The following is a 26,949-nucleotide window of genomic DNA, read 5'->3' on the forward strand; positions in this document are numbered from 1 at the left end:
AAGGCATGACGCTTGTCCCCGCCGCGTCTGGACCGTTTCCCAGCCCCAGACCGCCGGACCTCAACCTGTCGGATCTCAACCTTTCGGATCTAAAACTGCCGGACCTCAAACTGCCTTATCTGATTTCAACTGCACCTGATTCTGTTCTCTGCGACTGATCCGGCGAACCTGCCTGGTTCAGTTCCTCTCTGATCTTTCGGTATTTAATAATGGGACCGTCGCCCTGCAGCAGCTTTTCGCGCGACTTCAGCGAAGACGCCTTTGGCTTCTGGGTGATGACTACCCGTCGGTCCTGGCGCTCGACCATCCGGTTTCCGAACTTGCCCAGGTAGGCAATCATGCTGTTCAGCGGCCTGGCATTTGCCAGCTTGCAGTAGAACCGGATATACAGGACGGTATTTTCGTCATCCACCGGTGCGAAATAGATCATTACTTTCATCTGATCACTGATGTGATTCAGCCACAAGTTGGGAAACCGGAAGCTCAGATACGTTTCCTTGATCACACTGTCTTCGGGTGACCTGGGCAATTGCCCATGATCCGCTTCGTTATTGGCGCTGGTGGTAAGGATCCCTTTCTCCCACACAACTTTAGGGCCATGGACCAGCGTCTTGTTGCCCCGGCCGATGGTGTTGTGGTGGACAAACGGCAGGTGCACTACATCCAGCTGGTTTTCAATGCATCGGGAATAATGGGCGTTCCAATGGTCTTCGATTTCACTGTAAGAGAAGGACTCGTCGATCTCCCGGTCAAAGAAGGGCAGATCCGGTGATGCTTGTTCCGGATCTCCGTACCAGAGATAGATGATGCCGTGGTTTTCTCTCACCGGGTAATGTCGGAGATTGTAGCGGCTGAGGTCCGCCCGGGACGCTTTTCCGTTGGCAGGAATGAGCCGGCACTTGCCCTGAGGATCAAACCGCAGACCATGAAACGGACACTGGATACAGTCATCCTTGACCTTCCCCAGACGCAGCGCCGCTCCCCGATGCGTGCACTGGTCCACAACACAGCCCAATTTCCCTGTTTTACTTCTGAACACAGCCAGTTCCAGATTCAACCGCCTGACTCCGACGATCTGTCCCGGTTTGACATTACTGGCTGGAAGTATGGCATACCATTGATTGGGGATCATTACACGCACCTCCCAGAATTCTTTTCTCTGCCGCATTGGATTCACCTTCATTATAAGTGCCAGCTGATCCCAATGCCAGTCAGCAGAATTACTCGTTCACAGTTGATTTGCGTTATTTTCAAAACCCCATCCTACACATGACCTCTCTAACTCTGTGATCCGGCAATGGCTTGATGGTTTCCCACGAAAATGGTTCCAAGTTCATTCTGAAGGATGACCCTGGGACCGGTCAGAGTCAAGCTTCGTTGTTGGATCAGTTTATAGGCATGCAAATAAAACTGGACTATTGACTCTAAAATCCAAACCCATCAGAATCTGATTCCAGAAAAAGAAACGAGATTTGTCGGGTTATGAATTGTTTAGATTTCTGTGACCTCAAGAAAATTAGTTGAAAGAACAGCCCTGGCACATACCAGGGCTGCGAAGGTTATTCTTGACAATTATACACGACTTTTCCCGTCTCGCCTCGCAACAGCTCGTTTATACGCTGTGGCTTTGCTACTTAATTCCCGAGCGATAGCTTTCCCGTCTTCGGCCAGTTCTGCCAAATCCTGGGTTGTCAGGCACTGTTTCATTAATGCATGGATCAGTCGGTTTCGCTCCTCCTTCCAATTCAAAGCTCTCATAATCAGTTCGTCTTTAAAGTAGCGATTTGCCAATGAGTTTTTTTCTTCAGCTATTTTAACTATTTTTTTCAGCTTCCTATCGATGGATATCTTTTCCCCCATTATCTGATTTTCTTCATACCTCAGAATCGCCTCCGATCGATCCTCCATAATGGCATATGCGATAAAGAGAGCTTCCAAGTAGAACTGATACGTCAGTGCTTTTTCAAGGCGCTTGAACTGTTCCCTATAATTTTCATATTTTTGACGATTTGTAGTCATTACGCTTTTATCTTGTTCCATAATCCACCCCATCCAAAGTAATACTATTTTCCCTGACTACGAAAGATGAATCTACAATCCAGAGTATAACAAATCGCTGACAATACCCAAATCAATGCGAATAGAAGGATCCATCCAAGTGATTCGATGACTAAATGTTGTATAAATAAATAATCTCCAGATAAAATTTCCATGACATGATAGCACGTATTGCATCTGTCCAAGATCCAACAACTCGTCTGGACCCCGGTTATAAGAAACTGTTTCGGAGTGATACAAAGGCCAAAGAAGTTTTCCATTCAAGTATTTTTCAGAAGAACCCAAGAGGTGTCTCAAATTCAACCGTTACTTGATGTTGTCAAATGCCATTTCAACCACATCCTTATTCAGATACTTGGTCAGTGTCTTAATGGTATCCATCTTCTTATTGGTCACCTGCTGCCCCCCTCATATAACCACCTCCGGTTTTATCAACTGACTGGTACAGGAATCAAAGGAACTATGGAATGAGTGACCTAGGACTATTGACTCATTCTGATCTGGGTGCAACATCTTTACTGTCGATATTTATTTCAATTAATCCCTTGAGAGTATTTACAAACTCGGCTTCACTGAAGCCCTGTGCTGTGATCTGAATCAGAAGATCCTCCCGGATCATGTATACATTTTTCAGTTCTTCAGTCCTGGAGTCACCAGCAACGTAAAATAATTTCTCTTCGATTTGCTTTGTTGATAAAGACTTTGACTTTGCTTTCAGCAGCTTGAGGGGATCGGAAGAATATTGATGATGGATGCTAAGGATCCGATCACTTTTCATCAGGTTCATATATGCAATCATAAGTCCCTCTTCATTAACGCTGAAGATAGGCTGAAGGCCTTTTGGAGTCTCAGCCGGTAAGTAGACTCGAGATAGTAAAGCTAGGTTATCAGCGGGATTGGCTGCTTTGAGTGCAAATATCTCTTCCTGTGCTTTTGGGACTATTCCGGTCTCTGAGCTATGCCTGGTTCTTTTACCCTGAAATAAATTGGTTATCAGAGAAAAAATGGTTCCTTTCATCATGGATCCTCCTAAAAAATGGGTATATCACTGTCGGTACCTCTTAAGCATCCGTGCATTGAATGGTCGGCCGAAAAAGTACTTTTTCCGACCGATCATGATGAGAAGATGAGGGAGCAAGATTATTTTAGAACATACAATTGAGAATTTTCATTCACTTGGAATAACTATATTGTGCTGGAACATTCCTATTATTACAAGATATATTTAAATACTGACAAAGCAATGTCCCTCAGGTGAGCATTAAGTTTGATGAGGTTGTACCTGGCGCGAAACTCCTCAGGTTCTGCATGGTCTTCATTGTCTTTTCTGCTGTAGCGTTATCGATGATGTGTGACTGAATACGTTCGTCGTAATTCGTTGCAGATTCATCGACGATATTCTGCTGAACTGCCCATAGAGTCAATGTTCTCCTGTTCGGTTGAAGCGTATTCGATAGCCTTCTCTTTTGAATCTTCTTGGCTCATGTGTGACCTGTATTGTTAATATGCTGTTATTTTGTTGTTATTTTCAACAAAAGCGGGTTCCAGATAAATCTGGAACCCGCTTATTTGGTCGGAATGACAGGATTCGAACCTGCGACTTCTGCGTCCCGAACGCAGCGCGCTACCAACTGCGCTACATCCCGTAAATTTGTTACAAAACTTATTATAGCCACTAAAACATGTTTTGGGAAGTGTTTTTTTAAATTTACATCATATTTTGTTTTCAAATACCATTCCAGCTATTTAATCCTATTTTTTGATCATTGACCGGGCGGTTACAGGGCAGGGAAATACTGCAGAGCATTTCCCCCGCCCCTGAAGCAACCAGCGGTGGATCAGAATCAATTCAGAGCAGGAACGGGTTTTTTCCTGGCAAAGATTGCAAGGAAAATGAACAGAGCCACGACGCACAGTACGATGGACAGGAGGTAACTGCTGATATAACTGCCGCTGTTATCATAGAGGAATCCATAAATAATGGGATTCAGAATACTGCCGACTCCTCCAATGGCGGTTAAAAATCCATATATCGCGTTGAAGTCTTTTTTGCCGAACAGGTCATTGGCAAGGACAGAACTGGCAATCGTGCCATAGGCACAGCCGACGCCCACAAAAATGACCGTAACTGCCAGGCCGATGTAGCTCCGGGAAAAAATCACACCCGTCAGGGCAATAATATTCGCCATACAGGCGATCAGAATGGTCGCCTTAAGTCCGATGGTATCATAGAGTTTTCCGAATGCAGCCTTACCGATGGCCAGGGATCCCATAATGAGAGCTACTACGTTGGCGCTGAAGGTAATGGAGTAGCCGATGTCCGTGAGGTGTGGCGCCACATTGAGCATCAGTCCGTTGATGGCGATGTTGAGGCAGACCGTGGCAAGGTTGACTGCCCAGAATATGACGGAGCGGAAGGCATCCTTGAGCATAATTCCTTCATTCTCTGCCGTCCGATAGGTTTCAGCGCTTTCCTCGGTTATTCCGTAAGGCTTAAGCCCCATGTGACTGGGCTGAGTGCGGATAATCAGGAATACACCGGGGAGAATAAAGACAGCCATCAGTACAGTGAGGAACTGATAGGCGACACGCCAGCCGTAATTCTGAATCCAGATCCCAGTGAGCGAACTCAAGATCATCCCCCCGACTCCGCTTCCCATAAAAGCCATGCCGATGGCGCTGCCCCGTCCCTTGACAAACCAGTTGCTCAGAATGATGGATAACGGGAGAATGGCAATCAGTGAAAGGGACGTGCTGACAACTATAGTGATGGCATAAAACATCAGGAGCGTGCTGGCAAACGAATACAGATAGAATGAGAGTACCAGGGTGACACTGAAGACTTTCATTACTTTCATGATATTGAACCGACTGTATATTTTACCGGCCAGGAGTGAAACAACCAAAAGACACACCGCCTTGATGGTCAGCGTCACATTGAATTCAGATCTGGTGAAACCCAGTTCTTTTGTGATGGGTTGAATAAAAATACTGGAAGCATTATAGACGCTGCCCCATCCCAGCGCCATGATGAAAAAGGCGGCACCAACGATAAACCAGCCGTAAAAAATATTGCTCTTTAAGAGTGCTTTCACTTTGCGTTTCCCCTTTGTTTTGTCCGTTATTGGATGGAATCGGTGGAATCGTTCTTTTACCGGGAAATCTCCGCCTTCCAGCGGATCGCACGTTCTGCAAATTCGCGCTGCCTGCTGGAGCGCCATTTCCCATATGTATACGATTAACAAAAATTGTGAATGATGGTATCGTGCTCATTTTATCGGAACGAAGCAATTTCCGTCAATGAGAACTGAACTGATGCTGTCCGGATGAAACAGTACTCCCATAGATCTCATTATTTCGACTGGGCTGTTAGAATCCTTCGTTCCCCCTCCTGAAAGGACGGCATTGTTTTTTCCTGCTTCTTCTGTCCGAACACCATCAGGAAAATGGCAAGGGCAATCACGCAGAAGCCGATGGAAATTTTATAGCTGTCCAGGTAACTGCCGGTCAGATCATAGAGGAAACCGGTCAGTACCGGGCTGATGATGCCGCCCAAAGACGCTATGGCAGTTATAAAGCCCAAAATTGCCCGGTAGTCCTTTTTTCCGTACAGTTCCAGGGTTAGGACGGAGTAGGTGATCGTGGAATAGGCGCAGCCGACCCCCGCAAACAATACCGTAACAGCCAGCCCGATGTATTTTTCTGCGTAGATCAGTCCCGCGAGAGCGATGATATTGGCACAGCTGGCGATGAGTATGGCTGGTTTCAGTCCGAGGCGGTCAAACAGCTTGCCCAGAATGAATTTACCCATAGCCAGGGACCCCATGATCAATGCCACCATGTTGGCACTGAAGGTAATGGAATAGCCGATGTCCGTCAGATGGGGCGCTACATTGAGCATCAGTCCATTCACAGCAACCACCAGCAGGACCGAGGCAAGATTGATGCCCCAGAAGCTCGCTGAACGCATTGCTTGCCTGAGAGTAATCCCTTCCTGCTCCGAAGTCCGGAAGCGTTCCGCCCCCTCTCTGGTGACGCCGTGAGGATTCAGCCCCAGTTCCCTGGGGTGCAGGCGCAAAACCAGAAACACGCTGGGAATCAGAAATATCACCATCAGCACCGTCAGGATCTGATACGCTGCTCTCCAGCCGTACATCTGGATCCAGATGCCAGTCAGAGAGCTCAGCACCATGCCGCCGACTCCGCTGCCCATGAAGGCCAGCCCCAGAGCCGCACCCCGGCCTTGATCAAACCAGTTGCTGATGATAATGGACAACGGGATGATCGTGACCAGTGTCTGTGCAATGCTGACTGCGACGGAGATCAGATAGAACATCGAGAGGGAGTCTGCCAGGGAATAGGTGAAAAACGACAGGATAAGAATGACCGCAGCTGTTTTCATGACCCTCATGATCGGAAAGCGTCTGAAAATCTTTCCCGCCAGGAGAGACACCACCACTGAGACAACTGCCCGGATTGTCATGGTCAGATTAAACTGTGAACGGGTGAAGCCCAGGTCCTGACAGACCGGCTGAATGAAAATACTGGAAGCGTTGTACACGCTGCCGAATCCGATGGCCATGATAAGGAATGAAGCCCCTATAATAAACCATCCATAAAAAATACCGGTTTGGCGTAATGTTTTCATAATACCCCCCTGACTGCACTTCATAAGCAAGGACCGTCCATGCGTTGAAACAGACGGCCTGCCCTTCTTTTCTAAAAACCGAATCCTTCATTCGGCACTGGAATATCATCCGGGATCGGATTCACACAGGATTTTCCATTCATCGTGCGATCGAATTCTTCTTTTGCCTTTGCCGCCAGTTTCGGCTCATTCAATATTTTCAACCCTGCCATCGCCATGACCTTTGCTGCATAGAGCATGCTGGCGGAGATCCACATAGTGGCAGAAGCGCGCTGGACTCTGTGGAACCCATGAGTGTGGGCACCAACTATCTGAGAGAACACGAGACGGATGATGTAAGAATTCACTACCTTTTGTTGTAATACGCTTTCAGCTCAGAGTAAAAATTATTGACCTGTTTAGTTGAATAAGTTCATTGAATTAATTCCACGAACTTATACAATGAACTTATTCTATATTTCTGGTCCGGCGCATGTCAATGTGTTTTGATTCACCGAATTTTGTTTCGCAAATTATATCTTATTTGCCTTATAATTGCCTGTTTAATAATTTTGTCTGGAATCTTCACATGATTCGTAACATTCCGCGTCATGAGGCTGGGAAAAAGGAGGTTGGATTCTCTCCGGAATTTTGGTAGATTTAGGAAAAGCACGGCTCCGCCGGGCAGAGAAACACTTAAATACCGTTTAAACACAGTCTGGAGAATCCATGGAAGATAAATTAACGAAAAGACAGAAACAGGCTTTGGAGACAAAGCAGCGAATTTATGAGAGCGCGGTGGAGCTTTTTGTCCACTTTCCCTATGACCAGGTCAAGATCATGGATATCTGCGAAAAGGCCGGCGTCAGTGTCGGTGTGTTCTATCATTACTTCCCCAGTAAAGGACATGTCTTCAACGAAGGCTACACAAATTTCGACAAAGAGCTCCGTACCTATCTGGCCCAGGTCGAGGCAGATCCCATCCGGATCATTGAACTGGCCGTTCAAAAATATCTGGAAACCAATATGAAAAAAGGGGCAGCCTACCGCAGCGTGTTCCTGAAAAATCAGCTGGAGATCAAGGATTCCCAGGCAATCCGCAGCGTCGTGAAAAACGTCCTGAGCGAATCCATCGACAGTGCGGTGGAAGGCGGGTACCTCGAAGGAAACGGACCGGACATCGCCTGCCAGCTGGTACGGGCACTTCGCGGCTTTATCTTTGAATGGGCCATGCAGGACGGGTCCTTCCATCTGGCAGAGGAAGGCATTGAAGTTGCACGAATTCTCCTGAACCATTACCGGACTGCCAAACCGATCCCGCCTGCTCGATAACCGGCTGTACCATCGATTCACGCGCCTGGCCTCTGACCGAAGAAAGAACCTCGAGCAGCGTTAGTCGGATCATCCCGGAACTGAGCGGCGATAGACGAAACTTCCTGGAAAGGACAGCGCCTGCGGGTCAAAAAATGTCAAAAGATAACGACCTAAATAGATTGTCCTGAAAAACAGGGTGTGGAGCCGTTCGCGGGGTCCTCCCTGTTTTTTGATCTGCTCCCGCAAAAACACCTTGGTGGTATTGCGTGGAGTTTTATAGTTCCTGTATGTAATTTATTGATTGACTTGGAGTCAGTCAGTGATATCATGAGGTTATTAGGATGTGATACCATGAGTTTTATTAAATTAGAAGACGTTCGGAAGGTCTACCCCATGGGGGAAGTCACCATTACCGCTCTGGACGGCGTAGATTTTGAAATCGAGAAGGGCGAGGTCTGCATCATCGTCGGTGCTTCCGGCGCGGGCAAGACGACGGTGCTCAATATCCTGGGCGGAATGGATTCGGCGGACTCCGGTCTGGTGGAAGTGGACCGCAAGGACATCTCCAAGTACAACGGACGCGCCCTGACGGACTACCGGCGCTATGACATCGGCTTTGTCTTCCAGTTCTACAACCTGGTCCAGAATCTGACGACGGTGGAAAATGTCGAACTGGCCACCGAGATCACGAAGAATCCCATGGATCCGGAAGTGGCCCTGGAACTGGTTGGTCTGGGTCACCGGACCCAGAACTTCCCGTCGCAGCTCTCCGGCGGAGAGCAGCAGCGGGTGGCCATTGCCCGAGCCATTGCCAAGAATCCCAAGCTGCTCCTGTGCGATGAACCCACCGGCGCGCTGGATTACAATACCGGCAAGGCCATTTTGAAGCTGCTGCAGGATCTCTCCCGCGAAAACCATATGACCGTGGTCATCATCACCCACAACGGCGCCCTGGTGGACATGGCGGACCGGGTCATCCGGATGAAGAGCGGCAAGGTGCTGGAGCATTACATCAACGAGTCCCCCAAACCGGTGGACGAGATCGAGTGGTGATCCCATGAACGTCATGATTCGGGAGTTTCTGCGCTCCCTGAAAAAGAACTTTACCCGCTTTCTGTCCATCCTGGCCATCATTGCGCTGGGTGTGGGCTTTTTCGCGGGCATCAACGCCACCAGACCAGATATGGTCAAGAGCGCGGCTGCCTACTACTCCGAGCTCAACCTGATGGATCTGCGTTCGCTGAACCCCCTGGGTTACAGTCCCGAAGACATCGCTCAGCTTCGGGCGGTGGAAGGCTTGGACCAGCTCCAGAGCTCCTATACCAAGGATCTGTTTCTGGTCCGCGAAGACCAGAAGCTGGCCGCCCGGCTTTATTCCATGGATCTGGCCACCTACAGCCAGCCGAAAACCCTGAACCAGCTCGTGCTAAAGGAAGGCCGCCTGCCGGAACGCTCCGGTGAAATCGTCCTGGCTGCCGGAAAGTACCAGGACATGGACCTGTCCGTCGGTCAGACCGTCCGCTTTGCCGAGGACGAGGGCAATGACCTGGCCAAAGTGCTGAAGGATCAGGACTATACGATTGTCGGCCTGGTGGAGTCTCCTCTCTACATCAGCTTTGAATTCGAGCACACCAACATCGGCAACGGCCAGCTTGCCACCTTCGTGTACGTCCCCGCTGAAGATTTTACCCTGGAAGAACCCACTGAATTCTTCTTCTCCATTGAGGGAGCCGGCCAGCTCCGCCCCGACACGGACGAGTACAGGAACCTGGTTGATCCGGTCAAGGCCCAGGTTGATGAGATCGGCAAAACAGTCATGGCCAAAGAAACCGCCGACCTGCTGGCCGAGCTGGAAGACAGCAAGGCCACCCTGCGCCGGGAAAAAGCCGACGCGGAGAAAAAACTGGCCGATGCCAAAGCGACGCTGGATCAGGCCGAGACAGACCTGGCCACGGCCGAAACCACCCTCATCGACGAGGAGGCCAAAGGCCGGCAGGAGATCGCCGACGGCCGCAAGAAAATCCTGGAAAACCGCCAGAAGCTCTTAGATGGCCGGGTCAAATACAACGAAGGCTATCTCAAATGGCAGAAAGGCAACAATGAATACCTGGCCGGAAAGGCCAAGCTCGACTCCGCCACCCTGGAACTGGCCACCGCCAAAGCCCAGCTCGACTCCGCCAAGATGCAGATCGATGCCGGCAAGGCGATGCTCAAGCAGAACGAGGCCACCATGGAATCCTCCGAACAGCAGATCAAACTGTTCGGCGACATCGTCAAGGGACTCAATGAGGCGCGGGATTCCATTCCCGACGCCCCCACCATGACCGAAGAGGAGTACAACCAGCTCCTCGCTCAGATCGAAGAAGTCTCCCCTGAAACCGCCAGCTACATCCGGACATTCATCCCCTATACGACACCGGAAGCCCCGGCGGCGATCCGCAGCTTCCTCGACACCTCCCTGGAAACCGTCAACGCCAGCTATGACAGCGCCAAGGCCGCCTATGACGCCGGCAAGGCGCAGTATGACCAGGCCAAGAAGGATCTGGCCGCCGGCGAGAAGGAGTATAAGTCCGGCCTGACCGAATACAACGCCGGCAAGAAGAAGCTGGACCAGTCCGCCAAAGAACTGGCCGAAGGCAAGAAGGAACTGGATGCCGGCAAAAAGAAGCTGGACGAATCCCGCAAAGAACTCGATGACGGTGAAGTGGAGCTCTCCCAGGCCCAGCTCGATCTGGACAACGGCGAAGCCGAACTGGACACCAAGGTCGAGGAAGGCTGGAAAAAAATCTCCGACGGCAAGACCGAACTGGATAAAGGCCGGGCCGAATATGACGTTCAGAAGGCTGATGCGGACAAACAGCTGGCCGAAGCCGATGACAAGATCATGGACGCTGAGCGCAAGATCCTCGACATCCCGGATCAATGGTTTGTTTCCACCCGGGACGGCAATCCCAGCTATACCTCCTGGTTTGACAACGCCGACAAGATCGGCAGAGTCGCCGTGGTCTTCCCCTTCTTCTTTTTCCTGGTGGCTGCCCTGGTCTCCCTGACAACCATGACCCGCATGGTGGAGGAAGAGCGCGTCCAGGCCGGCACCCTGAAAGCCCTCGGCTACAGCGCCGGCTACATTGCCGGCAAGTATATCGCCTATGCTCTCCTGGCCTCCCTGGCCGGGTCGGTCCTTGGCCTGTTCATTGGCTTCAACCTCTTCCCCCGGGTGATCATTCAGGCGTATCAGATGATGTACAACGTGCCGGCCGCGGTCATCGAGTTCAATCCCACCTACGCGGCACTCTCCATCGGCTTTGCCGTGCTCTCCACCGTCGGAGCCACTCTGGCTGCCGTCTATTCCGAGATCCGGGAACGCCCCGCTTCCCTCATGCAGCCCAAGGCTCCGCCGGCAGGCAAGCGGATCCTGCTCGAGCGCATCACGCCGCTGTGGCGGCGCCTGTCCTTCTCCCGCAAGGTCACCTTCCGCAACCTGTTCCTCTACAAGAAACGCTTCTGGATGACCGTTCTGGGCATTTCCGGGTGCACAGCCCTGATCCTGACGGGCTTTGGCATCAAGGACTCGGTGGATGCCATCATGGGCAACCAGTTCAAGGAACTGTTCATCTTCGACCAGATTGTCAGCGTCGACTCCAAGAAGCCCGCTTCGGAACGCAATCTGGACCAGATCCTGTCCCAGGTGGATTCCGTGGACAGCTATGCCCTGGGTCAGCAGCTCACCATGAAAGTCCATGTCCCGGGCTCTGACCGGACCTACGACGCCCGCCTCACCATCCCGGAAAAACCTGGCAAGCTCTCCGGCTTCGTGGTGCTGCGCGACCGCAGAAGCGGCCAGGCCCTTCCCCTGCCGGATGACGGCGTCGTGATCACAGAGAAAATGGCGGATCAGACCGGTCTGAAGATCGGAGACGAAATGAGCTATGAAGACGGTGACCGCCGTCAGTACAAAGCCGTCATCTCCGGCATTGCCGAAAACTACATCGAAAACTACATCTACATCTCGCCCCGCTATTACCAGTCCACCCATTTCCTCAAGCCCGACTACGACATGGCCTGGCTCAAGCTGACCGAGGAAGGCCTGGCCAACGAACAAGGCGTGCAGGAAGAGCTGATGGCACAGGATGCCGTCCTGGGCATCTTCTCCGCCAGCGAAACCTCCAAAACCTTCAACGACCAGATGAAATCCCTGATCTATGTGGTTCTGGTCCTGATCGCCTCTGCCGGCACCCTGGCCTTCATCGTCCTGTACAACCTGTCCAACGTCAACATCACGGAGCGCGTGCGCGAACTCGCCACCATCAAGGTCCTGGGCTTCCGGGACACGGAGGTGTCCGCCTACGTCTACCGCGAGAACATCTTCCTGACTCTGTTCGGCGCCCTGTTCGGCCTGGCCCTGGGGGCGTCCCTGCATCAGTTCATCATCCAGACCATGGAAATCGAGAACATGATGTTCGGCAAAGTCATTTACTGGCCCAGCTATCTGCTGGCCTTCGCCCTGACCTTCCTCTTCTCTGCCATCGTCAACTTCGTCATGCACTTCGCCCTGAAACGGATCAACATGGTGGAGTCCTTAAAATCACTGGAATAGGAGACCTGCGCCATGAGAATCTCAAAAGATCCCAAAGTCCGCCGTCAGGAAATCATGGATGCCGCCCGGGAGCTCTTTCTCGAAAATGGCTACGAAAATACCAGCGTCGATGACATCGTCCGCCGCCTGTCCGTCGCCAAGGGGCTCTTCTACTACTACTTCCCCAAAAAGGACGCCATCCTGGCTGCCATCGCCGATGAATTCGTCCAGGAGGTGTCCCGTCAGTTCAGTACCCAATTGCGCGACCAGACCGAGGATTTCTCCACCCTGATCCGCCGCATTCTGGGGTACTACCTGACCACCATGAAGCACAACGAGAACCTGCTCAACATCAAAGCCAGCAACGGCACCGTCGTCTCGCTCTTTGTCCGGGGGCGCCTGGAAGACCACGCCATCCGGGAAGTAACGGAGCTCCTGCGGGAAAATCCGTCCCTGCTGCCCCTGCGCTACCCCGAATACACCATCCACATCCTGGTGCGCGGGCTCAGCGACCTGTATCTCAACGGGGTCCAGGACCTGGATGTCCTGTCCACCCTCATTGAAGAAATCCTGGGACTGTCCCGCCTCTCCCCCGAACCCGAGACCGCGGACTCCCACCAGCCCCATCCCAGCTGAAGCCCCTGAGGTCAGCCAAGATTTACAGTTTTATAACAGTTACGCCATACGGGGCCGAAATGGCTTTGTTATACTGAAATCAATTCAAAGCGGCCGGCAATTTCCATTGCCGCCGCCGGTCCGGGAGGTCCCACATGGAAGCACAAAAGCAGACTCGATTGAAAATACTCAACAGCCTGTCCTGGCTGATTCTGGCGGCAGTCTCTCTGTCCGCCTACTTCCTGCCCATTCAGGCTACTGTCCTGACCCTGGAAACCAGGTATCCCGCTCCCGTCGTGGGACCGTCCTACACCTGGTACCTCTATTTCATCACGCTGGCCGGCCTGACCCTGTTTACCCTGTTTCAGGCAGGCGCCAGCCCGCACCGTGAACTGATTCGGCAGAAGGCGCGCCATGCCCTGGGCTGGACCGTCGGCGCTTCGTTTATCCTCTACTCCCTGGCCATCCTCAGCTGGCACTATGAACTCCTGGGACTGGCCATCTTCCTGCTGATCCTGACGACCCTCCTCCTGTTCGCCATCAACGGCAGCATCCGGGAAGACGAAGACCTCTGGGATGAGACACTCCTCCTGCGCGCCCCCTTCTGCCTGTTCCTGGGCTGGGTGCTCTTCCTGCTCTTTCAGACCATCGCCATGCGCTGGCACACCCTGTTCCAGCAGGACGTCTCCGCCTTTCTGCTCCTGGCCGTTTTCCTCTTCTTTGTGATCTACTACGGCCTGACCACCCGCAGCCCGGCCATCGTCCTCCTGTGGCTTGCCGCCCTGCTCCTCAAGTTCCTGCAGATGCCCGGCTCCCTCCTGCGCTGGATGATCCTGGGATGCCTCGCAGCCCTGGTTCTCGCCCTTATTGCCATCCTTGGCAAAGGCCCCCGCTACCTGCCCCGCCACAAACTCGTCAGCAAAGGCATGGACAAGTACAACTTCGGCCGGCCTTCCCAGCTGGAAGCCCTGGAGGAAGAACTCAACGCCGAACTGAAAACCAAACCCGGCGACCGCATCCGGCTCAAGTAGCACAAGAAATCTGAACCCCAAAAAACAGCAAGGCCACCCGAATCGAATCGGGTGGCCTTGCTGTTCACTGTCATGATGATGAAGGGCTTCCTGCTGCATCCCCTGGCTCAGGGATGATCTCATCCATTGCCCTTACCGCTTTCTTCCGGCAGCTTACTCCTCGTCCGGCGTACCCGGCCGCTCGGAGTAGGCGGTGGCGAAATCATGCTTCTCGCCGGCGGAGACATAGCCCAGCAAGGTGTCGCGATAGACGTTCTGAGTCGAGCGCAGGATGTTCATCTCCGCGTTGGGGTTGATCTTCTTCATCTCTTCTATCAGTTCCTTGATGACATAGCGCTTGTTGCCGGTCCGCTTGGCCGCCACCATGCAGGCGCAGTTCAGCGGCCAGATGCCCATCTCGCTGGTCCACTTCTTGATAAATTTCTCCTCGATATAGTAGAGGGGTCGGATCAGCTCAATCTCCGGGTAATTGGTGGAGCGGAGCTTGGGCGGCATGGCCTTGAAGGTCCCGCCATACACCATGTTGAGCATGACCGTCTCAGTAACATCGTTGAAATGGTGACCCAGGGCCAGCTTGCTGCAGCCCAGTTCCCGGGCCTTGGCATAGAGGTAGCCCCGGCGCATCCGGGCGCACATGTAGCAGGGGTAGTCCCGGGCAATGTCATCAATGACCTGAAAGATGTCCGCTTCGAATATTTTCAGCGGAATCTGAAGGTATTCCACATTATCCAGCAGCAGTTCCCGGATCTGGGGATGGTATCCCGGATCCATGCAGATAAACTCCACCTCGAACTCAAACTTGCGGTGCCGCTTCAGTTCCTGAAACAGCTTTGCCATCAGCATGGAGTCCTTGCCCCCGGAGATGGCCACCGCAATCCGGTCCCCCGGCTCAATCAGCTCGAAGTCATTCAGCGCCTTGGTGAACTTGGACCAGATCGTCTTCTTATATTTCCCCGTAATGGATGCCTCGACATCCCGGATCTCTTTCCGCTCTTCCTTGGGAATCAGGATCTCGCACCCTTCCCCCTGTAATTTATCCATTGGTTTGTTCCTCGTATTCCGGGCTGCCGCACAAAGATCAGAGGCAGCGACACGGATCATTGATGTAGAAATAGGATAGCAGCAATCTCGAAAGGCATGATCAGAAACCCTGGGTTATCCGAGTTCTCTGTTTATGCTTTCCTCTGCTATTTTATTGCAATCAGCGGAAATGTCAATTTTTTTCAGCCGGCAGGCGCCTGATCCGAACCAATGCATTTCATGGACTTTCGAAGCTCAGCCAAAGCCCGGAGCAAGGTCAAAGCTCGCCCGGCTGAAAAGGAAAAATGCCGCATGGTAGGGCGGCATCCAGGGTCGGGGATTCAGAGGGTGCTGCGGGATCCGATCCAGGCTGCCCCAGCCTGATCATCCGCCGCACCGGCCGATCCCTTGTGCCCTATTCCTATTTGACATAGAGTCCGCAGACTTTTCCAGCGGAGTCGATGCTGATGGTGTAGGTGGCATTGCCGTTGGCGTAGACACAATTAATGATGGCTACAGCGTATTTGCCGATGGTGGGATTCTCCCCGGCCCCGACGGTTTCGGACTTGAATTCCTTGAAGGCGCCCAGCTTGTCGATGACCGGTCCCACAGCGGTTTGCAGCTTCTGGGCATCCAGGGCTGCCTTCATCTCCGGGCTGAACTGGGCTGCCACGCTGGCATACTCTTTATTCGTCAGCTGCGTAATGACCTGTTTGGCCTGAGTCGTTACCTTGGCCTGATCAAAGCCCTCCGGCAGCGTCTTCTGGGCACAGGCGGCCAGGGCCAGGGAAAGGGTCAGTACAAACAGCAGCAGGGTCAGTCCACGGTGTTTTCTTTTCATGATTCAATACTCCTTTGATCCGTTCGAATGGTTTTTAGAGTGAACAGGGTATAGATGACAATACCGACGGTGGCAAGTGCCAGGGCACCCTCAATCAGTACCGCGTCGACGTTGCGCCAGGCCAGTTCAGCCCCCAGCGCGTTAAACAGGGTATGTGCCAGAATGGCCAGAGCCAGCAGAAGCGGCTTGTTCTCTTTCAGAGAACGCCACACCAGGATGCTCAGGCAGACATGGAGCGTCATGGCCAGAATCCGTTCTGCACCGGTCAGGACAAAGGGCAGGCTGGACTGGAAGGGCAGCTGTCCTAAATATCCACCCACCGCCAGATTCAGACCCACCAGCAGCATGGCCTCCATACCGCCATGCCCCACTCCGAAGGCAATTGCATGAGACAACGGCGCGTCCTTCATGAACCGGCGCATCAGCACATACCGTCCGATTTCTTCAAACAGGCCGGCTGTCAGGGACAGAAACCACAGAAACAGCCGGGGCTGAGTAAACTGGAACAGGAGATACTCATTTGACCTGGGCAGCACAAACTGAAGCAGCGGAATCCGCAGCAGAACCTGAAACAGGATGAAACAGGCGGCTCCCAGCAGTACGGGCTGAAGTGCCCTGTACCGGCGCACCAGAACAAGCGAGACCAGCACCGGCAAAACCAGCGCGACACCCAGCGCAAATACATAACCTGCCATTGACCTACCTCCCGCGGTCCCGGCAACATGGGATCCGCCTCTAATTCAAGGCTATTATAGCAAATGATTCTGAAAAAAATCATCCAGTGATTTGATCTGGCAGATCGTTGAGCCGCAGATTGCCCGGCAAGTCACCAGGCAGCAGATTGCCCAGCAGGTCACCAGGCAGCAATTTCCCGAACCGCTGTTGTCCTTCAGTGTTTTCCTCCTGTCCTTTCCTCTGCATTGGATTCTGAAGAAAATGTAATTTATATATTGCATTATGACCGAGATATGTTATACTTTGCAATATAAGGAGGTGCTTCATGAAGAACAAGCGAATGAAAATAGCCCGGCTGGAATGCGATATGAACCAGGAAGAATTAGCCAAGGCTGTCGGCGTGACCCGACAGACCATCGGACTGATTGAGGCCGGGGATTATAACCCGTCGCTGAATTTGTGCATCGCAATCTGCAAGGCACTGAAGAAAACACTGAATGACTTATTTTGGGAGGATCCATCATGAAAAACCAGACTATCCGGGATGAACGAGTCATCTCACAACGCCGCAAAATCAGCAGTGAGGCCGATGGCATTCTGATGTTTGCCCTGCTTGCCTCGATTCTGCTGCAGCAATTTGTCATAAACGCGCCGTTCAAACAGTATGCGGCCGAGTTCATCTGCTTTATCGGAGTTTCCATCTACAAGCTGGTACGATATATGTCATTGGGACTGGATCTGAACGGCAGCGGATCGCACACGAAGCGAATGCCCCTGATTCACAGCCTCATCGCCGGAGTGACTGTCACCGCAGTGACCGGGGGGATCAACTATTCCCAATACGCCGGGAAATATCAGGTGGATGGCATCGGCTATTTCCTGGCGATGCTCCTCGTTACCTTCCTGGGCTCGACCTTCATCAGTTATCTTGCTGCCTGGCTGTTTTATCATCAGAATACAGTGACACAGAAAAAAATCAGCAGCAGCTCGATGACGAGGAAAACCGGTAGATGTTTCATCCTCCGAGCCTGCTCAACAGTCAATTTATTAATAATGCCCTTCCAACGGTTCAGCTGCTTTTGATGGAAAGCAGCTGTTTTTCATTCTGCAAAACCGCCGCCTGACCGATCCGGAAAAGGCACAGGCGAGCGACTGCGAAGCGATTGTTATTCACGATATATGCATAATTATTCACGCTGAATGGGTTGACAAATGTAATCGGTTGCTCTTGTTAACCTTTGATTTATAAGGTTTATTGTTGTTTTCACTCCATCTCCGATGTATTATTACAGTGGAATAATAACTCAACATTTCTGCATTTTATACAAACGACAAGGGGCGATACGTGATGACAGACAAAGGACCGATCCAGCATATGATTCTGCCGGACTCTTTGAACCAACTTCTGCAGAGCGGTCTTTCGGTAACCATCCCGGAGACACGCGGCGAACTTCTTGAACTGGCCATGGGCGGTGACCCGCTGTTCAATGAAGTGAGCTATGACGTTCCGGGCCAAGGCCAAGTCGTGGAAGCCACGGTGGCCAAGTGCAAAAACGGACTGGTCGTCAACTACATGGATGTCTACATGAGACGGCGCGATCCCCACTGCATGGTCATTGCCGACCACGGTAAATCCGACAAGCAGCGCTTCATCTCCAAATACGGCGCGGAATTTGACGAACTGCGCCACCAGACCTTCGACTGGCTCACCACGCAGGGCCTGATCATCATGCCCTTCATGGCCGGCGGCGAAGAATTCGGCTATCCCGCGCTCCTGGTCGCTCCGGACAACGCCGGCTTCTTCGCCGCGGCCCTGGCCGACCTGCAGGGCTTCATCCCGGCCAGCCGCGTTCCCGAAGGCTTCAAGCCCAAGGCCATCATCTACCTGGCACCGACCTTCCGCCATACCCATTTCGGCGGCAAGCAGATGGTCGTGCATAACCGGCTGGACGATATCTACGAGCTTTTCTCCTACAACCTGTATCCGGGCCCCAGCGCCAAGAAAGGCGTCTACGGCGTGCTCCTCAAGATCGGCGAAGAAGAAGGCTGGGTGACGGTCCACGGCTCCACCGTCCGGATCATCACGCCCTATGACAATGTTCTCACCGTCATGCATGAAGGTGCTTCGGGCAGCGGCAAGAGTGAAATGATCGAAGAAATCCATCGCGAGATGGACGGCCGCATTCGCCTGTCCACCAACCGCGTCACCGGCGAAACCACCTACATTGACCTGATTGAAACCTGCGAGCTGCTCCCCATCACCGATGACATGGCGCTGTGCCATCCCCAGCTCCAGAACGCCTCCAAGCGCCTGGTAGTCAAGGATGCCGAAGCCGGCTGGTTCATGCGGACCGACCACATCAAGGAATACGGCACGGATCCCTATCTGGAAAAGCGCACCATTCATCCCAAGGAACCGCTGCTGTTCTTCAACTATGATTCCGTCCCCGGCTCCACCTGCCTGATCTGGGAACACATCATGGATGCCCCGGACAAGCCCTGCCCCAACCCACGGGTGATTCTGCCGCGCAATCAGATCACCAACATCATCAACGAACCGGTGGAAGTCGATATCCGAAGCTTCGGCGTGCGCACTCCGCCCTGCACCATCGCGGATCCCAGCTACGGCATCATCGGGCTGTTCCATATCCTGCCCCCGGCCCTGGCCTGGCTGTGGCGCCTGGTATCCCCCAGAGGCCACAACAATCCCAGCATCACCGACAGCGAGGGCATGACCAGCGAAGGCGTCGGCTCCTACTGGCCCTTTGCCACCGGCCGCCGCGTCGACCAGGCCAACCTCCTGCTCAAGCAGATTCTGGAAACCAGCCACACCCGCTACGTGCTGATCCCTAACCAGAACATCGGCGCCCATAAGGTCGGCTTTATGCCCCAGTGGATTGCCCGGGAATATCTCTCCCGCCGCAACGGCAAGTTCGGCCGCCATCAGCTCAACGAATCCAGATGCCCGCTGCTGGGCTACGCCCTGGGCAGCATCAAGGTGGACGGCACCTTCCTGCCCAAGGAACTGCTCGAAGTCAACCGTCAGCCGGAAGTCGGCGATGAGGCCTACGACGCCGGAGCCCGGCTGCTCACCGATTTCTTCAAGAAGGAACTGGCCAAATTCGACTCCCCGGACCTGGATCCCCTCGGCCGCCAGATCATTGAGTGCTGCCTGAAGGACGGTTCCATTGAAGACTACATCAAGCTGATTCCGATTCGCCTGTAGTCAGCCAGTCAAAAAAGAGCCCCGCTTCCAGCGGACTGTCCTGGGACAGCCGACCGGCCGCGGGGTTTTCTGCTTTTTCGATTGCTGCTTTTTCGATTGCTGCTCATGTCGATGCTGGCAGGATCGCTTGTGTGCTGCTTGCCTCAGGCAGGACTCAGCGAACGACCTTGAGCTGGAACTCCTCCTGGGCTTCGGCTTCCTCCCAGACGATTTCCTTATGGACATAATTGCTGGTCATGGAGGACAGTATGCCGCCGTAGGTCATGTCAAAGCGGATTTCCGAGCCAACCCGGTAGGGAATGGCCGAGTCCGACAGATCCAGGACGATGTGGTCGGAGGAGGCGCCTTTGATCAGGATGTCCTCATCCTGGGGCGTCAGCTTGGTGGGATCGACATCCTGCTTGCCAATGGCGCAGATGGCCAGGGTTCTGGTCCCCAGGTCCTCAAACTCGGGGACTTCGCCGAAGGCGTTCTTTCCCACCATTCCCTTGGGTACGGTGGGCTTTTTTTTCAGCTCGATGACCTCGGCCACCAGGGTGAACACCCCTTCCACGGTTCCGGGAACCCGTTCGCCGTAGGCGGTTTCCCGTCCCAGCAGAAAGGCTTCGCCGATGCGCAGGTTGTTGATCCCTTCCACCATGGCGTCATCCAGGATCAGGTGCAGGGAAGAGGAATTGCCTCCAGAAATCAGCTCCATCTCCAGGCCGTACTTTTTGTGGACATACTTGGCAATGGTGACCAGCCGGAACAGGTTGTACTCATCCGGGATGACTCCGCCAAAGCAGGTCAGGTTGACGCCGACCCCCACCACGTCAATGTGGGACAGCCTGCGGGTCTGCTCGATGGCGTCAAACAGCTCATACTCATCGTAGAACCCCTCCCGCAGGTCGCCCAGATCCATCATCAGCAGTACGCCGTGGCGGACGCCGGCTTCCTGAGCGGCCTGATCCAGGGCCCGGATCGTATCGACCTCGGAGTTCAGGGAGATGTCCGCGTAACGGACCACTTCCCGAGCCTCGGAGATCATGGGCAGCCGGAGCATCATGCGGGGCAGACTCATGCCCTTGAGTTTTTTCAGGTTCTCCAGGCGCGAATCCGCCAGATAGCGGCAGCCGCCGTCGACAAAGACCTGAGCCAGTTCCGGCATGGCACAGAACGCCTTGGTGACACCGGCCACGGAGATGCCGTGATCGGCGCACAGGCCGACGATGGCATCGACGTTCTGGCGCAGCCGGGTCAGATTAATTTCTACTCGTGGATTTTTCATGGTGTTCCCTCCGGGATGCTCAGACTTTTTCGGGCCAGCTTGCGGGCCGCTTCCGGATACTGCAGGCTCATGACGCCCAGGGAGGCCATGATGTAGTCCCGGTCAATCCAGATGTTGATATCGGGCCGGGGCAAAAGCTCCAGCCGGCTCTCCCGCGCCAGGGCGCGCCGGATAATGGCCTCGCCGTCGGGCAGGCGGGTCAGCGCCCCGCCGGTGCCGATGAAATGCTTCACCGGGGTCAGATCCTTGCCCAGGGCCGCCAGCTTGCGGCCGGACGGACCGAAGTATTCCTTCAGCACGCCGGCATGGCGGCGCAGAGCCGTCACCAGGGCGGTCTCTGCCAGCAGCGACACCAGTGCCAGGTCCTGTGCCGTGTCCGGGATGGGCGGCAGCGCTTCGGAGCGCCGGACCGCCTCGGCCCGGTCCAGACCCAGCCGGCTGTCCAGTTCCCGGTCCGTCACCAGATCCAGCACCGTCATGCGGTTGACGTACATACCCAGATCCCCCTCGACGGTCCGCTTGTGCTCCGGTTCGGGCTCCAGCAGGATGCCCGCGAACTCATCCGAGTCCGCCGTGCAGGAATGAATGTCGGTGGTGGCCCCGCCGATGTCGGCGCAGACCAGGTTGCCCAGTTCCTCTTTGAGCAGGATGGAAGCTTCCATCACCGCGCCCGGCGTCGGAATGATGTGTCCGTCCACCAGATCGCGGATGTGCTCCATGCCGCCGGCGTGGGTGATGTGCTCCTCAAAGACCGCCTGGATGACTTTCCGGGTCGGTTCAATATTAAGTTCATCGATGCGGGGATAGACATTGTCCACGACATACAGCCGGTTGGGGCTGCCCTCGAAGATCAGACGGATTTCCTCCTGATTCTCCACATTGCCGGCATAAATGACCGGAACCGCCAGATTCAGCGACCGGATCAGCTCCGCGTTGTACAGAGCGGTTTCACGCTCGCCGTAATCAACCCCGCCTGCCAGCAGGATAATATTGGGCCCGATTTCCCGGATTTTTGCCAGATCCGACCGGCGCAGCCGGCCGGCCGTAACAAACTTCAGGTTGGCGCCGGCCCCCAGGGCGGCCTCCCGCGCCGCCCGCACCGTCATGTCATAGACCAGGCCGTGCACCGTCATGCGCAGACCGCCCGCGGCGGAGGAGGACGCCATCAGCCGGTCATAGCGAAGCGCTTCTCCCAGCTGCTCCTCCAGATCCCGGATGGCACCGGCCAGGCCGATGTTGACATCCCCTTCCGATACGGTGGTGCGGAACTGCCCCTGGCCGAGCAGCACCGGATCCGTATTCAATTGATGGAACGCGCTGACCACCGTGGTGGTGCTTCCGATCTCCGCAATGAGCAGGTCTGCCTGTTTCATGTTACGGTTCCCCTTGTTCCAGTTCCCGGCGCTTCTTGACCAGGAAGGTTGCGACATGGACGCCCTTGGAACCGCGGCCGAAGCCCTGGTCCATTCCGGCTTCCCGGGCATATTCGTTGGATACCTGCGTACCGCCGGCAGCCAGAATGATCCGGTCCCGGATGCCTTTTTCAACGCACAGGTCCGCGATCTTCTTCATGTTCTTGTAGTGGATGTCATCATGGCTGATGATGGTGGACGCTAAGATGGCGTCGGCATTGAGCTCAATGGCGGCGTTGACGATTTTTTCCACCGCCACCGACGTCCCCAGATACTCGCACTGGATGCCGTACTTCTCGATGCCGCCATGCTTGATGTCGATGATTTCACGCAGGCCCACGGAGTGTTCATCCTCTCCGATGGTGCCGCAGACGATCTTCATCGGCCGGCGCTGGATGTCCGCGCGCAGCTCTTCTTCGGACAGAATATCCGGTTTGGGCGGAATCACCAGGTCGGCGATGTTGAGGATGTCGCGGAAGACGCCTTTGACCTCAATCCGTGTTCCCTCGGCCTCCTGCATGATCTCCTTGTGGATGACCTCGGCGTCGACCAGGTTCATGCGCCGGGCGATTTCCAGAGCGGCCGCCGCGGCGGTGCGCTCCTCGGCGGGCAGGAACATGGACAGATGGATGACTCCGTCGCCGCGCCATTCCATTTCCGGCTTGATCCGGGCAGGATCCAGCAGGTCTTTCACTTCTTCCAGGCGGACATTGACGTTGTCATTGGGATCCAGCTCGTCGATGTAGACGATCTTGGAGCGGTCCTCAAAGGTGCAGCCTCCAATCAGGCTGACCGGATCCTCCGCTCCGTACTGAGCGGCATTGTTGTAGCCGAAGTGGGCCGTGACCGGCGCCAGATAGTCGGCATCGCGCTCGAACACGGTGCCGGCGGCGATGCCCCCGTCAATCTTGCGGGCGATGCCGTCCCCGTTGCGCTCCGGATAGATGCCGGAGTCGACGAAGAAGCCGTCCTCGACGGCCTTGAAGTAGCCGCCGTTTTCCAGGATCTCTTCCATGAACAGGATGGCCCGTTCCTTGAGCTCCCGAGTCTTTTGAGCCAGTTCCCCTTCGTTCCGGCGCAAAGCGATCATATCCATCAGGCCGTCCATGCCGGCAAAGGCCTGCCGGGCCGTATCAACGGCCTCCATATTGTAGATGTGCCAGGGCACGTTGCGCCCCTCGTCCGGCGTGATGGTGGACTGGATGTCTGCCCGGGTCAGCTGTGAGATCAGCAGATTCAGCACATGGGTTACCGTCGCCTCGCGGGTGGAGGATTCCATGTATTTGGTGTTCTGCTGGGCCCGCATCTTGTATTCCCGGAACAGCTCGCGCAGCGCCACGGCATAGGGCAGGTCCAGGCGCATGGCCGGGGCCGGCGGAGCCGAGGGCGGCACGGTGGAGAGACAGATGTTCTCCTTCTTCATGCCGCTTTTGACGGAGAACAGCGAGTTGATGGCATGCTGAACCAGCAGCTCCGGCATGACCTTCCAGGCCTCCCGGGCGGTGGCGTTGGCATTATGGGCGCCGTCAATCTGCGCCATGCCGGAATAAGCCATGATGGTCTTGGCTTCGGCGGCGTCCACGAAGGACCGCACCATGTTGATGTTGCGGTAGAGGACATTGTACTGGGGATCCTGATGGGCCCCGTTGATGCCCTCTTCGGTGAACATGACGGCGATCTCCGGTCCGGCGACACCGGACACGTAGGAATGATAGTTGATCGGACGGCCGACCTCATCTTCAATGAGATCCAGCGCCTTGCGCTGGGCCCGCACCTGCTTGCGCGTGATGGGGATTCCGCCGATGCCCTGGGGCGTGCCTTCGATGAGACCATCGTAATGGCTCTGGCCGGCGGTGCGGATGACCATGATGTGGTCGGCGCCGTGCCAGGCGGCCATGCGCATGCGCCGGATGTCGTCCTCAAACCGGCCCGAGGCAATCTCGGTGGTGATGACGCATTTGGGCTGCGGGTCGATGTTCTCAAAGTACTTGGCAGCCGGCAGCGGCTGGCTCTGCTTCAGATCGTCGCTCATGTCATGGAAGACAAACTTTCCGATCTGACGCGGGGTGCCGGCGCCTTCGCGCCAGTGCCAGCCGCGGCGGCGCGGCTCATATTTGTCCAGGTCCTTCAGGATTTCCCGGACATCCAGTTTTTCGTTGCGTTTCAGATCCATTACGCGTTCCCTCCCAGGACGGCTTTGAGCGCGTCGAAGCCCTCGCCCTGGGCGAGGCGAAGTCCGGCTTCCCGGATGGTGAGATGCTGGTCTTGCGCCAGGCGGTAGACCAGGTGGCCGCAACCCTTGCCCATAAGACCGTGTTCCATGGTGTGCGTCACGATCTGAGCGGCCTCCGGTGAGGAGAAGCCCATGCGCAGGAGCACCGAGCGCTCGATGGACGGCGTTGTGTTCTTTTTGGCCAGATCCAGCATGGGATCGACAATTTTGGCGCAGGTCTCCCAGAAGCGCTGCTCCAGCTCTTCTTCGGTCAGATCCTGCAGGTGAGCCCGGCGGCTCAGGTAGTCATCGGGTCGCTTCATCTTTGGTTTTCCTCCGTAATGCTGACTCCCAGCTCGGCCAGAACCGTCCGGACGAAGGCGTCATCCGAATTGGTTTCCAGGACGAGATAATCCACGTCGGCCGGGGTAATATCCAGGACGTTCTTGCCCACCGTCTGATTCTTGATGGAGGAACGCCGCAATTTATTCAGGTCCAGATCTTCAATGAACAGCCTGCCGGCACTGGTCGGCAGCACGATGTTCTTGCCGGGAATCTCGTCCTTGGGGTCGCCGATCACCAGCTCAATGCCGTTTTCGCGGGCAAAGGTGAGCTGCGGGTTGATGTGCTTGCCGGCGCCGGTGTACTCGGTTTCCTGAACCACGATGACCTGGTCTTCATCCAGCTCCTGGGCCAGGCAGAAAGCTGCGGCCAGGGAGGTGTTGCCCGCCGGTCCGCGTTCCAGCCCTTCCAGCTGGGCCAGGGCTTCCGTAATGAAGAACACGCTGCCCTGGCTCATGGTGACATAGCGGTCCATGTAGCGCAGCGGCCGGCCGGCCGAGCGCGGCACGTCGGAGCGGTCCGGGTTGGTGGTAAAGGGCACGCCGAAGCCGGTGTGGCCGGTGGTAAAGGACTTGAGGTTGAAGTCATTGTCGGATGCCATATGCAGCCCCGACAGGTCGACGGAGGCGCCCACGACCTGGGATTTTGCCCCGGCAGCCCGCAGGCCCCGGGCAGTTCCGGTGAGGTTTCCGCCGCCGGCGTTGGTGCACACGACGACATCCGGGTCACGGCCGATCTTCTCCCGCATCTGCAGGGCCAGCTCGTAACCCAGGGTCTCCACGCCGGCGATGCCGAAGGGGGTGTAGAGCGAAGCGTTGAAGTAGCCCGTTTCCTCCAGCAGGAGCAGGAACTTGTAGAACAGCTCCGGTCCCACGGTCATCTGAATGACTTCGGCCCCGTAGGCTTCGCACTTTCTGGCTTTTTCGATGATCTCCGGCTGTCCCTTCTCATGGGAGTCGTAACACTCCTGGACGACAATGCAGTTCAATCCCCTCTTCGCTGCCTGACTGGCCACTGCCGCACCGTAATTTCCCGAGGTTGCCGTGATGACGCCGGAAAAGCCCAGGCGCTTCGCTTCATATACACTGGTGGCCGCCCGCCGGGCCTTGAAGGATCCGGACGGATTGGCCGCCTCATCCTTAACGAAAATGCGGGCGCCTTTGCCCGGCGCGGCGTATTTGCGCGCCAGCCGGGTCAGGTTGTGCAGTTCAAAGATGGGCGTATTGCCCACTCCGGTTTCATTCTGAATCTGGCGGATCTCCTCCAGGCTGTAGCCGGTCTCTTTCATCATCCGGTCATAGTCGAAGGCGATGCGGCCGTACTCGAACTGGGAGTAGTCGATGCCGACGGAGGTCTTCATGATGTCGTTCTTGCGCGCCAGAACGCTCTGGTAGCTGTTATCTTTCATCCTGTCCCTCCTCCTTGCGCTGCGCTTCATATTCTTTCAGATCCGCCCGCAGGCTCCGTCCGATGTAGAGGAGCTCCGGGACGCACTTGCCGTAATTATGGTCATAGAATGGCTCGATCTGGGTCAGTGTGCCGCTCTGGTGGCGTCCGATGTAGGTTTCCACCGTGACTTCGTCGCCGAGGGCTGCCGCTTCATCCAGCAGGAACCCCTTGGTCCACATCTGGATATCCGTGACCCGGGTATCCTCCGGCAGACTGCCGGTCCGCTGGGCGGCGGTCAGGATCACCGAATGGATCCGGACCCAGTCGCCTTTTTTCGCTGTCAT

25 protein-coding genes and 1 tRNA gene are annotated in these 26,949 nt (G+C 55.0%); 10 read left to right on the forward strand and 16 right to left on the reverse strand.

Annotated features, from left to right (window positions below):
- Nucleotides 1-115: 115 nt before the first annotated feature.
- The 7 genes from NQU17_11685 to NQU17_11715 form a co-directional block, all read right to left on the reverse strand.
- Nucleotides 116-1,168, reverse strand: coding sequence for an aromatic ring-hydroxylating dioxygenase subunit alpha (locus NQU17_11685; protein UUM11306.1), 1,053 nt, complete (start codon nucleotides 1,166-1,168; stop codon nucleotides 116-118).
- A gap of 404 nt (nucleotides 1,169-1,572) precedes the next feature.
- The gene (locus NQU17_11690; GenBank protein UUM11307.1) at nucleotides 1,573-2,040 is read right to left on the reverse strand and encodes a hypothetical protein; all 468 of its coding nucleotides are present in this window, start codon (nucleotides 2,038-2,040) and stop codon (nucleotides 1,573-1,575) included.
- A 508-nt stretch (nucleotides 2,041-2,548) separates the two neighbouring features.
- Nucleotides 2,549-3,079 carry a hypothetical protein gene (locus tag NQU17_11695; GenBank protein ID UUM11308.1) on the reverse strand — a complete coding sequence of 177 codons (531 nt, stop codon included), beginning with the start codon at nucleotides 3,077-3,079 and terminating at the stop codon, nucleotides 2,549-2,551.
- A gap of 549 nt (nucleotides 3,080-3,628) precedes the next feature.
- Nucleotides 3,629-3,704 (reverse strand) — tRNA-Pro (locus tag NQU17_11700).
- Between the two features lie 198 nt (nucleotides 3,705-3,902).
- Entirely contained in the window at nucleotides 3,903-5,153 is a 1,251-nt protein-coding gene (locus NQU17_11705; protein ID UUM11309.1) for an MFS transporter, read from the reverse strand.
- A gap of 257 nt (nucleotides 5,154-5,410) precedes the next feature.
- Nucleotides 5,411-6,706, reverse strand: a complete 1,296-nt coding sequence (locus NQU17_11710) for an MFS transporter (GenBank protein UUM11310.1) — start codon at nucleotides 6,704-6,706, stop codon at nucleotides 5,411-5,413.
- A gap of 71 nt (nucleotides 6,707-6,777) precedes the next feature.
- Nucleotides 6,778-6,963, reverse strand: a complete 186-nt coding sequence (locus NQU17_11715) for a hypothetical protein (protein UUM13539.1) — start codon at nucleotides 6,961-6,963, stop codon at nucleotides 6,778-6,780.
- A gap of 451 nt (nucleotides 6,964-7,414) precedes the next feature.
- Between NQU17_11715 and NQU17_11720 the strand changes: the two genes are divergently transcribed.
- The 5 genes from NQU17_11720 (at nucleotide 7,415) to NQU17_11740 (ending at nucleotide 14,221) form a co-directional block, all read left to right on the forward strand.
- Complete coding sequence (locus tag NQU17_11720) at nucleotides 7,415-8,017, forward strand: TetR/AcrR family transcriptional regulator (protein UUM11311.1); 603 nt, start codon at nucleotides 7,415-7,417, stop codon at nucleotides 8,015-8,017.
- Nucleotides 8,018-8,350: 333 nt separating this feature from the next.
- A complete protein-coding gene (locus tag NQU17_11725; protein ID UUM11312.1) occupies nucleotides 8,351-9,052 on the forward strand; it encodes an ABC transporter ATP-binding protein in 702 nt (233 codons plus the stop codon).
- Between the two features lie 4 nt (nucleotides 9,053-9,056).
- Nucleotides 9,057-12,596 carry an FtsX-like permease family protein gene (locus tag NQU17_11730; protein UUM11313.1) on the forward strand — a complete coding sequence of 1,180 codons (3,540 nt, stop codon included), beginning with the start codon at nucleotides 9,057-9,059 and terminating at the stop codon, nucleotides 12,594-12,596.
- Nucleotides 12,597-12,608: 12 nt separating this feature from the next.
- On the forward strand, nucleotides 12,609-13,211 hold the full coding sequence (locus NQU17_11735; protein ID UUM11314.1) for a TetR/AcrR family transcriptional regulator: 603 nt from the start codon (nucleotides 12,609-12,611) through the stop codon (nucleotides 13,209-13,211).
- Nucleotides 13,212-13,345: 134 nt separating this feature from the next.
- Entirely contained in the window at nucleotides 13,346-14,221 is an 876-nt protein-coding gene (locus tag NQU17_11740; protein UUM11315.1) for a hypothetical protein, read from the forward strand.
- A 153-nt stretch (nucleotides 14,222-14,374) separates the two neighbouring features.
- On the opposite strand, the gene NQU17_11745 is transcribed toward NQU17_11740, so the two are convergent.
- A complete protein-coding gene (locus NQU17_11745) occupies nucleotides 14,375-15,262 on the reverse strand; it encodes a tRNA 2-thiocytidine biosynthesis protein TtcA (protein ID UUM11316.1) in 888 nt (295 codons plus the stop codon).
- A 219-nt stretch (nucleotides 15,263-15,481) separates the two neighbouring features.
- On the opposite strand from NQU17_11745, the gene NQU17_11750 reads away from it, so the two are divergent.
- On the forward strand, nucleotides 15,482-15,625 hold the full coding sequence (locus NQU17_11750) for a hypothetical protein (GenBank protein UUM11317.1): 144 nt from the start codon (nucleotides 15,482-15,484) through the stop codon (nucleotides 15,623-15,625).
- Nucleotides 15,626-15,662: 37 nt separating this feature from the next.
- On the opposite strand, the gene NQU17_11755 is transcribed toward NQU17_11750, so the two are convergent.
- A complete protein-coding gene (locus NQU17_11755) occupies nucleotides 15,663-16,082 on the reverse strand; it encodes a DUF3887 domain-containing protein (protein ID UUM11318.1) in 420 nt (139 codons plus the stop codon).
- Nucleotides 16,079-16,777, reverse strand: coding sequence for a YhfC family intramembrane metalloprotease (locus NQU17_11760; GenBank protein ID UUM11319.1), 699 nt, complete (start codon nucleotides 16,775-16,777; stop codon nucleotides 16,079-16,081). The genes NQU17_11755 and NQU17_11760 overlap by 4 nt, the downstream gene beginning before the upstream one ends.
- A gap of 91 nt (nucleotides 16,778-16,868) precedes the next feature.
- Here NQU17_11760 and NQU17_11765 point away from each other — a divergent pair, with 91 nt between their 5' ends.
- The 4 genes from NQU17_11765 (at nucleotide 16,869) to NQU17_11780 (ending at nucleotide 19,983) form a co-directional block, all read left to right on the forward strand.
- The gene (locus NQU17_11765) at nucleotides 16,869-17,024 is read left to right on the forward strand and encodes a hypothetical protein (protein UUM11320.1); all 156 of its coding nucleotides are present in this window, start codon (nucleotides 16,869-16,871) and stop codon (nucleotides 17,022-17,024) included.
- A 58-nt stretch (nucleotides 17,025-17,082) separates the two neighbouring features.
- Entirely contained in the window at nucleotides 17,083-17,283 is a 201-nt protein-coding gene (locus NQU17_11770; protein ID UUM11321.1) for a helix-turn-helix transcriptional regulator, read from the forward strand.
- Nucleotides 17,280-17,840, forward strand: coding sequence for a hypothetical protein (locus NQU17_11775; GenBank protein UUM11322.1), 561 nt, complete (start codon nucleotides 17,280-17,282; stop codon nucleotides 17,838-17,840). Before NQU17_11770 ends, NQU17_11775 begins: the two co-directional genes overlap by 4 nt.
- Before the next feature lie 265 nt (nucleotides 17,841-18,105).
- Nucleotides 18,106-19,983, forward strand: coding sequence for a DUF4914 family protein (locus tag NQU17_11780; protein UUM11323.1), 1,878 nt, complete (start codon nucleotides 18,106-18,108; stop codon nucleotides 19,981-19,983).
- Nucleotides 19,984-20,137: 154 nt separating this feature from the next.
- Here NQU17_11780 and orr read toward each other — a convergent pair whose 3' ends face one another.
- The 6 genes from orr to ortA are packed head-to-tail and all read right to left on the reverse strand — an operon-like array spanning nucleotide 20,138 to nucleotide 26,949.
- Complete coding sequence (orr, locus tag NQU17_11785; GenBank protein ID UUM11324.1) at nucleotides 20,138-21,250, reverse strand: ornithine racemase Orr; 1,113 nt, start codon at nucleotides 21,248-21,250, stop codon at nucleotides 20,138-20,140.
- Nucleotides 21,247-22,623 carry a GlmL-related ornithine degradation protein gene (locus NQU17_11790; protein UUM11325.1) on the reverse strand — a complete coding sequence of 459 codons (1,377 nt, stop codon included), beginning with the start codon at nucleotides 22,621-22,623 and terminating at the stop codon, nucleotides 21,247-21,249. The genes orr and NQU17_11790 overlap by 4 nt, the downstream gene beginning before the upstream one ends.
- A 1-nt stretch (nucleotide 22,624) precedes the next feature.
- Complete coding sequence (gene oraE, locus NQU17_11795) at nucleotides 22,625-24,835, reverse strand: D-ornithine 4,5-aminomutase subunit OraE (GenBank protein ID UUM11326.1); 2,211 nt, start codon at nucleotides 24,833-24,835, stop codon at nucleotides 22,625-22,627.
- A complete protein-coding gene (locus NQU17_11800) occupies nucleotides 24,835-25,197 on the reverse strand; it encodes an ornithine aminomutase subunit alpha (protein ID UUM11327.1) in 363 nt (120 codons plus the stop codon). The genes oraE and NQU17_11800 overlap by 1 nt, the downstream gene beginning before the upstream one ends.
- Nucleotides 25,194-26,624 carry a 2-amino-4-oxopentanoate thiolase subunit OrtB gene (ortB, locus tag NQU17_11805; GenBank protein ID UUM11328.1) on the reverse strand — a complete coding sequence of 477 codons (1,431 nt, stop codon included), beginning with the start codon at nucleotides 26,622-26,624 and terminating at the stop codon, nucleotides 25,194-25,196. Before ortB ends, NQU17_11800 begins: the two co-directional genes overlap by 4 nt.
- Complete coding sequence (ortA, locus tag NQU17_11810) at nucleotides 26,614-26,949, reverse strand: 2-amino-4-oxopentanoate thiolase subunit OrtA (GenBank protein ID UUM11329.1); 336 nt, start codon at nucleotides 26,947-26,949, stop codon at nucleotides 26,614-26,616. The genes ortB and ortA overlap by 11 nt, the downstream gene beginning before the upstream one ends.

The sequence above is a fragment of the Clostridiaceae bacterium HFYG-1003 genome (assembly GCA_024579835.1).
GTDB lineage: Bacteria > Bacillota > Clostridia > Clostridiales > Clostridiaceae > JG1575.